The sequence below is a fragment of the Sorangium sp. So ce1335 genome (genome assembly GCF_051521615.1).
Classification (GTDB): domain Bacteria; phylum Myxococcota_A; class Polyangia; order Polyangiales; family Polyangiaceae; genus Sorangium.
This window is the reverse complement of record NZ_CP150363.1, coordinates 9,372,540-9,383,609: the sequence shown is the minus strand read 5'-3', so window position 1 is coordinate 9,383,609 and position 11,070 is coordinate 9,372,540. Positions and strand designations below refer to the sequence as shown.

Below are 11,070 nucleotides of genomic sequence, written 5' to 3'. Positions count from 1 at the left end.
CTTCCCGCCTATACTCACGCCGTGGCACAGGAGCTCACCCAGCCGCTGGAGCGCGAGGGAAGTGCGTTCAGGCTCGCCTCGCGCAAGATCCGCGTCGAGGTCGTGCACGGTCCGGATCGGGGGCTCGTCGCGGAGCTCCCGGGGCCGGAGGCGCGCGTCGGCCTCGGCCAGGAGTGCGATCTCGTCCTCAAGGACCCCACGGTCAGCCGCCTGCACCTCGTCGTGCGCGTCGAGGACGAGCGCATCCGCGTGATCGACGCCGGCAGCCGCAACGGCACGGCGGTCGACGGCGTGGAGGTGCGGGACGCCTACGCCCGCCCCGACGCGGCGATCTCGATCGGCGGCACCACGATGCGGCTGCGCATGCTGAGCGACGTCGTCGAGCTGCCGCTCTCCCAGCGCGAGCGCTTCGGCGGCATGCTCGGGCGCAGCGTGGCCATGCGCCGGCTGTTCGCGGTGCTGGAGCGGGTCGCGGCCACGGACGCCACCGTGCTCGTCGAGGGCGAGACCGGCACGGGCAAAGAGCTCGTCGCCGAGGCGGTACACGAGGAGAGCCCGCGCCAGGGCGGGGCGTTCGTGGTCTTCGACTGCTCGGCGGTGAGCGCCACCCTGATAGAGAGCGAGCTGTTCGGCCACGTGCGGGGCGCCTTCACCGGCGCCGTCGCCGAGCGCCCCGGCGCCTTCGAGGCGGCGGACGGCGGCACCCTGTTCCTCGACGAGATCGGCGAGCTGCCGCTCGATCTCCAGCCCAAGCTCCTGCGCGCCCTCGAGCGCCGCGAGGTGCGGCGGGTGGGGTCGAACGTGCCGCGGCGGGTGGACGTGCGCATCGTCGCCGCCACGAACCGGAACCTCGCCCGCGAGGTGGAGCGCGGGAAGTTCCGCGAGGATCTCTACTACCGCCTCGCGGTCATCCAGGTCGCGTTGCCGCCGCTCCGCGAGCGGCAGGGCGACATCCCGCACCTCGTGCGCCACTTCGAGCAGGAGCTGCGCCCCCGTTCCGGGTCGCCCCCGCCGCTCTCCGAGGAGGTGGTGGCGGGGCTCGCGTCGCGCTCGTGGCCTGGCAATGTCCGCGAGCTGCGCAATGCGGTCGCCCGGGCGCTCTCGCTGGGCGCCGTCGGCGGCGCGGGCGGTCGTCCGGCGCACGCGGCGGCGCCCGGTTCGACGCCCGGTTCGACGCTCGGTTCGACGCCCGGTTCGACGCCCGGTTCGACGCCGGATTCCGGCGCGCTGGGCGAGCCCGCGGTGGACCTGAACGAGCCGCTGCTCGCGGGCCGCGAGCGCGTGGCCGAGGCGTACGAGAAGGCGTACCTGGACGCCGCGCTCCGGCAGACGGGCGGCAACGTGTCGCGCGCGGCGGAGCTCGCGCGGGTGAACCGCAAATTCATCCAGCGCGCCATGAAGCGCCACGGCCTGCGCGGGGACGCCGAGGGAAGCGGCGAGGGCGGGGACGCGGCCGGGTAGGGTCGCCCGCGGACGGCTCGACTCGCGCTAGCATGGCACCCGGCCCGGATGCCGTCCTCCGCCTCCTCCGCCGCGTCCGTTTACCTCCAGCGCCCCGACGCGGAGCGCTGGCTCGGACCCTTCCGGCTGATCCGCCAGCTGGGGCGCGGCGGCTTCGCCCCCGTGTGGCTGGCCGAGGAGATCTACGACGGCCGCAAGCTCCGCGACGCCGCGGTCAAGCTCTTCTTCCTGCCGGACAGCATCGCCCCGGCCTCGCCCGCGGCCACGTCCTGGCGCGACGCCATCCTCGACGAGGCGCGCGCCCTCTGCCGGGTCGAGCACCCCAACGTCGTCCGCTTCTACGCCCTGCACCGCGACGACGCCTGGGGCGTGGTCGGGCTCGCCATGGAGCACGTCGCCGGGCCCAGCCTCGATCGCCGCCTGGAGCAGGTCGGGCGCCTGAGCCCGCGGGACGCCGCCGAGGCCGCGTTGGCCGTCGCCTGGGCGCTCTCCGCCGTCCACGACGCTGGCCTCGTGCACCACGACGTCAAGCCGAGCAACATCGTCGAGCGCGCGGCGGCGCCGGAGCCGCCGCCCGCAGGCCAGGGCTCCGCAGCGCGCCCCGTCTACAAGCTCATCGACTTCGGCATCGTCGTCGACGACCCCTCCCTCCTGCCCGCGGGCGCGGCCGAGCGGCCGCTCTTCGGCTCCCCAGGTTACATGGCGCCGGAGCGGCTCCTCGGGGGCGCCGCCTCGCCCGGCACCGACCTCTACGCCCTCGGCGCCACGCTCTTCCGCCTGTGCACCGGCGTGCTCCCGGTCGACGCCGTGGGCGGGCTGGAGGCCCTCCTCGACCAGCGGCGCCCGCCCCGGCTCGACGCGCTCTTGCCGCCCGGCGCGCCCGTGCTCGAGCCGCTCGCGCGCCTCACCGCGCTCCTGCTCGAGCCGGATCCCGGCGCGCGCCCGCGCCACGCCGAATGGGTCGCGCGCGAGCTCGAGCGGGCGCTCGCCCTCTCCACGAGCGAGCGCCCGCCGCCGACGATCCGCGTCGGGCGCGGCTCCCCGGGCGTGGAGCTCGCCCCGCGCGACCTGCCGACCGCCGGCCTTCCGCACGACGTCACCCTTCCCGCCGCGCCGGGCGCTGTCGGGACGAGCGAGGCCGGAGGACCGCCCGAGCCCTGCCCGCACGCCGCGCTGGTCGGCCGCGGCGACGCGCTCGAGGTGCTCGCCCGCCTCGCCGCGGAGGTGCAGGAGGGCGCTGTCCGCGCCGCGGTGATCACAGGCCCGCTCGGCATCGGCCGTACCCGGCTGCTCGCTGCCGCTGTCGAGCGCGCCGGCGTCGGCGACGCCCGCGTGCTCCGCGCCGCCTGCTCACCGGAGCGGAGGAGCCCCCTCCGGCCGCTGCTCCGCGCCCTGGAGGCGCTCCCGCCCGAGGCCGCCTCCGCGTTCGGCCTGCTGCAGGACACCATCGAGCGGGCGCTGTCGCCGAGCGTGCTCCCGGGCGCGCCGGACGCGGCCGCCGCGATGGAAGCCGTCGAGGACGCCTTGCTCTGGGCGAGCGTCGAGGCGCCGCTGCTGCTCGCCATCGACGACCTCCAGTGGGCCGACGCGCCCACCCTCATCCTGCTGCGGCTCGTGCTCGAGCGCGTCGGCGCGCGCGCAGGTGCGGCGAGCGCCCGCCCCGGCGCGGCGCCGCGCCTCCTCGTCCTCGCGACCGCGCGCGACGAGCCGAACCCGCCGCCGCCGCTGCGCGCCCTGCTCGCCGAGCTGCGCGGGCGCACCCGCCCCGGCGCCCGGCACGTCGCCCTGGGCCCGCTCGGCGACGCGGACGCCGCCCGCCTCGTCCAGGCCACGCTCCCCGTCACGCCCGCGCTCGAGCGCGCGGTGGTGCGCGGCGCGGGCGGCGTGCCCTTCTTCATCGTTCACGCGCTCGTCGCCTGGCGCGAGACAGGCGCGCTCGTCCACCGCTCGGGCGTCTGGGACGTCGCGGCGCCAGACGTCCTCGACCGCGGCGTCCCCGGCGTCGCCGACCTCGTGTCCGCGCGCCTCGCCGGCTACCTCGATCCGGCGAGCGACGCCGGGCGGCTCGCCCTGCGCGCGCTGGCTGCGGTCGCGCTCCATGGCGGCGGGCTCGGCGCCGATGTGCTCGCCGAGGTGATCGACAGCGACGATGACGCGCTGGAGGTCGCGTTGCTCGCCCTTGTCGATGCGGGCATCCTCGTCGCCGCGAGCGACGGGCAGGGGCACGGCTTCGCCCAGGAGATGGTGCGCCAGGCCGTGCTCAACCTCGCGCGGCCGCGGCCCTGGCTGCGCCGCCTGCACCGCGCGCTGCTCGACGCCATCGCGCGCGGCCCCACCGCCGCCGCGGACGCCGCGTTCCTCGCCACGGGCTACGAGCGCCTGGGCGCGGCCCCGGAGGCGCGGCGCTGGCTCGGCCGGGCCATGGAGGCCGCGCTGGGCTCGGGCCTGTTCGTCGAGGCGGTGGAGCTCGGCGACCGCCTCGCCGCGCTCGCCGAGGACCCGGACGAGCGCGCTGCCTTCGAGATCGAGGCGGTGCGCGCCCTCCTGCGCGGCAGGAAGCTCGAGGAGGCCCGGCGGCGGCTCGACGCGCTCGACGCGCGCGCGGCCGTGTTCCCCGCGCGCTGCGCGGCGGTGTCGCTGCGCCGCCGGCTCTGCCGGCTGGAGGTGGCGCGGGGGCTGCGTGAGGAGGGCTACGACGATCCGGTGCTGCTCGCCGACGCCGACGCCCAGCCCGACCTGGCGCTCCGCTGCGAGGCGCGCATGGCGCTCGCCGGCGTCGCCGCGCCGGAGCGGGCCCTTGCGCTCGCGGGCGAGGCGGTGGCGCTCGCGTCGCGCGCCGGCGCCGCGCTGGAGTTCGGGGCGCGCGTGCTGCGCTTCGAGCTGAACTACGCCTCGAACCACCGCGACCTCGCGCTGGCCGAGGAGGACCTCACGCGCGCGCTCACCATCGCGGCCGCGCTCGGGTCGAGCTGGCACCGGCTGCACATCGAGGCCGATCTCGCGGTGCTCGAGGCGGAGCGCGGCCGGCTCGGCGCCGCGATCGACCGGCTTGGCCGCCTCGCCGCGCGGGCCGAGGCGGAGGGCATGCGCGGCCAGCTCCGCCTCGTGCTCACGAACCTCGCCGCCTTCCTGCTGCGGGAGGGCCGCGCGGCCGAGGCGGCGGAGACGGCCGGCCGCACGGCCGAGCTCGCGGCCGAGGCGGGGGATCCGGCGCTGCGCGGGAGCGCGCTGTCGCTGCGCGCGGACGCGCTCCGCCGCACCGGCGATCTCGCTGGCGCGCTCTCCGCCGCCGACGAGGCCGAGGCGCTGCAGCGCGCCCACCGCGACCGTCGCCAGGCGCTCACGCTGCTGCGGCGCGCGGAGATCCTGGCCCTGGCCGGCCGCTCCGCCGAGGCGCTCGCCGACGCCCGGGCGGCCCGCGAGGTCGCCGAGGCGCGAGGCGACCGCGACCTCGCCATCGGGGCGCGGCTCTGGGAGCTCCTGTTTGTGGCGCGGCGGGGCGAGGTCGGGGCCGAGGCGATGGAGGCGGCGATCGCGGAGGCGGCTGGATCGGGCGTGACGTTGCGCCCGCTCACGCTGGGGCTGATGGACGAGGCGCGCGCGTGGGTCGCTGCGACGCGCAGGGCGTTGGAACCGACGCCCCCGCCAGGGCCGGCGCCGGCGTCGGGGTGAGGCCGCGGCCGCGCCGCCCTCGGCGCCCGACCTCTCCAGCCCCTGGGCTCACGGTCCCAGGAGCTGTCTTTCGCCGGCGCGCCGGACGGCGCCGATCTCGGGCTGCCCGGGGCGCGCGCGGGTCACTTCGACGGCGTCAACGCTGGCTTCGGGATCGCCGTCGCCGCTGGCTTCGGGACCGACGTCGGCGCGAGGCCCGGGTCGCGCCCCGGCTCCACCGGGCGCTGGTCGACGATCACGCCGCGATCCTGGATGCACTTCTGCCTGGGGCCGCTCCAGATGCAACCCGGCGGGCAGACCGGCGGGTCGCCTGTCGGCTGCTGGTCCAAGCAGAGATCCTCCTCCTCCTCGGAGGCCTCGCGGGTGCTCTGCACGGCCTCGGGCCCCGCATTCCGGGGCGTCTCGGCGGACGGTGACCCCGTCGGGGTCTCGACGGGCTGTGGCGGTGCGCTCGAGCAGCCGGCGGCTGCGAGGGTGAGGGACGAGAGGAGCATCAGGATCAGGCTTCGGCGCATGAGATCTCTCCGGGGAGGAGCAGGTGATAGGCTGCCCGCGGCCGGGGCTCCGGCGCGGGTGGTGCCGCCGTTGTGTCGCACCAGGCGCCTTCCAGGCAACGGGCATTCCACCGCCCGACAGGGCAACGGGCATTCCACCGCCCGACAGGGCAACGGGCGTCCCGCGCCGCCGCCCCGACGCGAGGAGAGGCCGCGGGCGAGGCGGGAGGCATCACGCCTCGCGCGCTTGCTCTGACGGAGCATCACTCCACTCCTCGAATTCGAGCCATATTCCCGGTATCGTGGTGATATGCGCAAGGGGTATCTCATGGCGAGATTACCGAGGGCGAGCGACGTGTCGAACTCGCGTGTACTGGCGTCGGGGGCCATCACGCTCTCGCTGTGGCTGACGATCGGCGTCGAGGCATTGAACACCGCCGGGTCGTCGCCACGGAAGACGTCGACCTGTCCGCGCCCACCGTCGAGCGGCTGGGCGATGCGGCCCACGGCGACCGAAGCGCCGAACCGTTCGAGGTCTGCGGGCCGGCGATGCGAGTGCGGCAAGCGCGTGCGCCGCGTGGGCGCCGGCGCAGAGGAACGACGGCCACAGGAAGATCACCGGGCCCTCGAAGCGCCGCGCCGGGATCCACGTGCGCGCTGGCACGCTGGCACGCTGGCACGCTGGCACGTGGGTGGAACGCCAGCGCCATCGGCGCCGCCGTCGCTCCCCTCGGGCGCAGCCTTGCCGCCCGGCGAGCGGCGCTCTTCACCGGCTCCGCTGCTCGTGAGGCCGGTCTACCGCACGGCAGCCCCGAGCACCGCGGGAGGCGTGCCAGCGTGCCAGTGTGCCAGCGTGCCAGCGCCTCGCACGGCACGAGAGCGAACGCCTCTGCTCGGAAGATCGATGAATCCCCCCTGTCTCGCCGCCTCGCGCGGCGCGCCGCCTCCGGCTGCGGCGCTGGCACGTCATCTGCTAGAGGCCTCGTCCGTCCAGACACGTTTCTCGGTGAAGCCGTAGGACACCGAGTCGGCACGCCGCCCCGATGCAGGGTGCGTCTTGACAGACGCCTTGGCTGGCGCGACGTCTGATTCGTCACGTCCGTCGCGCTTCCCTACAGCGATGCTCTTCATCTGATCCGCTCCTCGACGGGTTCGTGCTCCAGTGGAGCACGAACCACCCGATATCGAGCGTGTCTCATGACGCTCCCGATGCCGCAGCCGGAGGCTCTCTCCGCTCGAGCACGTCGGGGGCAGCGCTGTGTTCGCGATAGATCGTTCAGTATCAGGCTCACGGGTTTCGGCAACGAGTCCCGCGCGTCGCTCTGCGTGCCACGAACACCAGAGCGGAACATGAAACATAGACCGAAAGCGAGTTTTTCCAATGACGAACAGCGAGATGTCGAATAACGGCCGTGAACCGCGAGGGGCTGGCTTTGCATGGAATCGCACGGGCGCCCTCGGCGCGCTGCTCGCTCTGGCGACCGCGGCGTGCGGCGCCGCAGATCCGAGCGATGACTTCTCCGATGAACCGCTCGCGACCGACGCGCAAGAAATCCGCTTCGGCACGCACGGCGGCGGAGTCGGTGCCGTGATGTTTGGAGATGGAGGGTGCACGGGAACGCTGGTTGGCACGCACATGATCCTGACCGCGGCTCACTGCTGGGATGGCGCGCTCGGCTCGGCGCTGCAGGGAACCGTGAGCACCAGGGTGTCCTACGCGCAGACGGGCACCACCTTCAGGTGCCTGACTGGCACCCCTGCGACCGACAAATGCAACGTCGACCGGGACGTCTACGTGCAACGCCTGCAAGTGGGAGCGGACGCGAAATACGACCTGGCCGTCGTCACCCCCGCGACGCCGGGCGCCGGGTTCCACCACGTGACGGCCTTCGACACCGCCGACGGAATCTATTCAGGGCCCCTGAGCCAGACGCAAACCTATAGAATGTACGGCGCGGGCTTCGATGACCCGAGCGGCTCAGGCAATGGAATCATGCGGTACATGGACAAGTCGTTGAACTGGGTTGGTGAGCGGCACTTCGTCGAGGACACGGAGTGGACCCGGGTCTGCCATGGCGACTCGGGCGGCCCGTATTTCCTCCGGGATTCGTCCGGCCCCACGCGGTGGATGTTCGGCCTTCACTCCAATTCGGATAAGGCATCCGGGGAGAAGTGCGCCGAGGAAGGCGGGAAGACGCGGGGCATGCGGTTCACCGAAACCCGAATCGGCCATGTCAATGAGTACCGCGCCAACCGCGCGCTTCCGGCGTGTACGCGGCACTCGAGCGCATTCCCCGATTACTGGGTTTGCTACTGAGCGGTCACTTCCTCTAGCACCGCTGCCCACGCGACCTGCTCGGTGGTCTCCACGACCGGCGTCGTCGCCAACGTGGACGAGATCCGCCGACTCGGATCGTCACGTGACAGATGCCGGCCCGGGGTGGGCCTCGGAGGACAGCTACGGCGCCTCGACCACCGTGCGCGACTCCTTCGCCTGGATCACATCGGGGAGCAGGAACGGCACCAGGTGCGTCTGGTTCTTTCGCCAGAGCTCCGCCTGATCGCGGAAATGAGGGCTCTCGGCGTCCCAGACATTGCCTCCGGGAATGGCGTTCCACGCCTTCGGCCCCGCCGGGTCGAGCTCCACGACGAGCCGCTGCGACGGGCCGTGGACGTACCGGAAATCCGGTGACTCGTCGAGCGCCCACGAGAGGCGGTAATCCGAGGAGTCCACCGCGAACTCGTCGCCGCCGCGCGGAAAGCCGCCGCGCCAGAGGGGATCGCTCGGCGGAGGGATGCTGAGGCTGCTGAAGACGGGGACGAGCGCGTCGAAGGTGACCGTGTGAAAGGCGCCCCAGCGGGGCGCCGCAGCCCCGGCGCCGCCCTGCTGATCGAGCCAGGCGAGGGCGTCGAGCAGCGCGCGCAGCACGCGCTCGTCCCTGGACTCGACCGCTGGCGTGCCCATGTCGTCCCACAGCGCGCTGTCCTGCACGGCCGGATCGAAGGTCGCGAGCTGCTCCCGATCGGCGGAGAACAGGTGGAGGAGCGCCTTCGCCGACAGCTCCCGGGAGAACGACGAGAAGCCCATCTGGCCGAGCTCGTCGCCCAGCACCCGGCGCACCACCCGGACGAGCCAGACGTTGAAGACCAAGGTCGCCTCCGAGGCGCGGGCGTCGATCGCGCCGGGGCCATCGCCCTCGTCCGCGAGCGGCATGCCGGTGTCGAGATCGACGCCGGCGGCCGCCTTGTAGTCCGCCTCCTTGCCCCAGCCGTCGAGGAGCGCCCGCTGGGCGGCGAGGCGGTCCAGGTCGCCGGCGGTGGCGTCCGCGACGAGCGCGCTCAGATCGGCGTGCGTACCGGGCGACGCGCGCTCCTCGCCGGCGCGGTCGATGGCGCGGAGGAGGTGAGGCACGAGCCTCGCGCCGAGCGCCGACTTGATGTCGCCCTGGATCGCCGCGCAATCCTCCGGCGACAGAGGTCCCTCGTGGGCGTCGATCCGCTCCTGGATGCGGCCCTCGCGAAACCCGATGTCGAAGCTGCAACCCAGGTACATGGGGGTGCCGTCGGGGAGCGCGCCATTCGATGGATCGTTGTCCAGGGAGTCCCCGATGGGGTCGTTGTTCGCCGTGGCGATGTATCCCGCCGGCGGGTTCTTCGCCCGGGGGATGAGGTGCTCGGGGAGCGTCCCGGTCCACTCCGCGGTCCCGTCGCCGGGGAGCACCAGGCAGGGGAGGACGCCCGTATAGGTGGCCGCGTCCCAGGCGAACGCCTCACGAGACCGCGTCGGGATCGCCGCGTGCGTCGTCCAGAGGATGTCGCCCGCGGCGTCGCCCATCACCCAGTTCTGCGCGCCGACGCTGAATTTCGAGAGAGACTCCTGCGCCTCATCGACCGAGCGAGCGCGCAGCAGGCCGAAGATGGCCTCCAGCTCCTTCGTCGGCTCCAGCCCCGTCCAGCGGACGCTGAGCGCCCCCACGGCCGGGTCCGGATCCACCACCGCGTGGTCGACGATGGTCGGCAGGATCGGGCCGTGATGGGGCACGATCGGGACACGGTAGGTATAGGGCTCCCTGCCAGCGATCGCGATGACCTCCTCGACCGTCTGGAGGGGCACTGGATTGCCCTTGAAGAGCACGGCCTTGCCGTCGGGCGTGAGCTTCTCGGCATAGACATCGGTGACATCGTACATCGCGACCGTCGCTCCCCACCCGACGCGCTCGTTGTGGCCCAGGATGATCCCCGGGATCCCGGGGAAGGTGACGCCCCCGACGTGAACATCGCGGCTCGCGTCCTTGCCCTCGGGCGCGGTGACATGGATCGAGACGGCATACCAGACGGCCGGCGCGCTCAGCGACAGGTGGGGATCGCTGGCCACGAGCGCGTGCCCCGTCGCGCTCCGGCTCGCGTGGATGGCCCAGTTGTTCGAGCCGAAGCCCTCCGGGGCGACCTTGCTCCTGGCGCGCTGGACCGCGCTCAGGTAGCCGGCCAGCGACGAGATGAGCTCCGCGCGGCCCTGCGCGGCGCGGCCCGGTCGTCGCGCGCGAGGCGCTCTCTTCGCCGCCTTGTCCTCCGCCTTCTGCGCCTCCTCCCGCGCCGGGGAGGCGGGGTAGCCGCTGCTGGTCACCGCGGGCTCGGAGGGGGCGAACCTCAGGAAGTCCCGCTCGAGGCCGGCGCGCTTCTGCGCGAGCGGATCGGCGCTGGTCGACGCGAACGTCGTCCGGGCGGCGTCGAAGAACTGCTGCATGGTGATGTCCAGCTCGGCGTCGAACGACAGGAGGTAGCTCTGGAAGCGGCTGATCACGAGCGAGTCGACGCCGCTCCAGTCGGTGAACGCCTTGGCGGGTATCCCCGTCGCGCCTTCGGGGAGGAGGATGTCCCCGGAGCGGATCTTCCTGAACACCTGGGTCACCCCGTCCGCGTACGCGTCGAGCATCTGGCGGAGCTCCCCCTCGGGGAGCGCGTCGTACTGGGCCCGGGCGATCCGACCGAGCCCGACATGGCGGAGCGCGATGTCCTGATCGATGGTGGTGGGATCGAGCTCGCCGAAGAGCTCTGCGAGCCTCCCCTCGGCGGTGCGCCGCAAGATCTCGAGCTGAAGCGCGCGGTCGCGCGCCGTCAGATACCCTTCGACGCGCATCGCGTCCACGAGGTTTTCGGCATAGATATGGGGCCTACCGTCCCTGTCCTGGACGACATCGACGGCAGAGAGCAGGCCGTCGATGGTGAGCCGCCCGTCCACGGGCAGATCCGGCCGATCGCCGAGTGGACCGAACGTCGCGGAGGAGGGCGGGCTGCCGTCGGGCGCGCCCGCGTCGGGATCGCTGGGCGCGCCCGCGTCGGGCGCGCTGCTGCCGGGACCAGGGTCGTCCGAGCACCCGAGCATGCCCGTGAGCCCGGTGACCAAGGCGAGGACGCAATGTGCCGAGGAGAATGACAGTCGCAT

Annotated in this window: 5 protein-coding genes; 3 read left to right on the top strand and 2 right to left on the bottom strand. The window is 73.6% G+C overall.

The features are described 5' to 3' along the window. Positions 1-21: 21 nt before the first annotated feature. Together WMF24_RS34805 and WMF24_RS34800 are read left to right on the top strand one after the other, a co-directional pair. Positions 22-1,461 (top strand): sigma 54-interacting transcriptional regulator, encoded by a 1,440-nt coding sequence (locus WMF24_RS34805; protein ID WP_437731756.1) that lies wholly within the window; start codon positions 22-24, stop codon positions 1,459-1,461. Positions 1,462-1,509: 48 nt separating this feature from the next. Then, a complete protein-coding gene (locus WMF24_RS34800) occupies positions 1,510-5,133 on the top strand; it encodes a serine/threonine-protein kinase (RefSeq protein ID WP_437731755.1) in 3,624 nt (1,207 codons plus the stop codon). A gap of 122 nt (positions 5,134-5,255) precedes the next feature. Here the strand turns inward: WMF24_RS34800 and WMF24_RS34795 are convergent, their stop codons facing one another. Beyond that, a complete protein-coding gene (locus WMF24_RS34795; RefSeq protein WP_437731754.1) occupies positions 5,256-5,648 on the bottom strand; it encodes a hypothetical protein in 393 nt (130 codons plus the stop codon). A 1,360-nt stretch (positions 5,649-7,008) separates the two neighbouring features. Between WMF24_RS34795 and WMF24_RS34790 the strand changes: the two genes are divergently transcribed. Then, positions 7,009-7,944 carry a trypsin-like serine protease gene (locus tag WMF24_RS34790; protein WP_437731753.1) on the top strand — a complete coding sequence of 312 codons (936 nt, stop codon included), beginning with the start codon at positions 7,009-7,011 and terminating at the stop codon, positions 7,942-7,944. Positions 7,945-8,085: 141 nt separating this feature from the next. Here the strand turns inward: WMF24_RS34790 and WMF24_RS34785 are convergent, their stop codons facing one another. Next, positions 8,086-11,070 carry a penicillin acylase family protein gene (locus tag WMF24_RS34785; protein ID WP_437731752.1) on the bottom strand — a complete coding sequence of 995 codons (2,985 nt, stop codon included), beginning with the start codon at positions 11,068-11,070 and terminating at the stop codon, positions 8,086-8,088.

What these genes read in the sequence shown, in the direction of transcription:
- WMF24_RS34800 (WP_437731755.1), top strand. Translation starts at nt 1,510, where the DNA reads ATGCCGTCCTCCGCCTCCTCCGCCGCGTCCGTTTACCTCCAGCGCCCC.
- WMF24_RS34795 (WP_437731754.1), bottom strand. Translation starts at nt 5,648, where the DNA reads ATGCGCCGAAGCCTGATCCTGATGCTCCTCTCGTCCCTCACCCTCGCA.
- WMF24_RS34790 (WP_437731753.1), top strand. Translation starts at nt 7,009, where the DNA reads ATGACGAACAGCGAGATGTCGAATAACGGCCGTGAACCGCGAGGGGCT.
- WMF24_RS34785 (WP_437731752.1), bottom strand. Translation starts at nt 11,070, where the DNA reads ATGCGACTGTCATTCTCCTCGGCACATTGCGTCCTCGCCTTGGTCACC.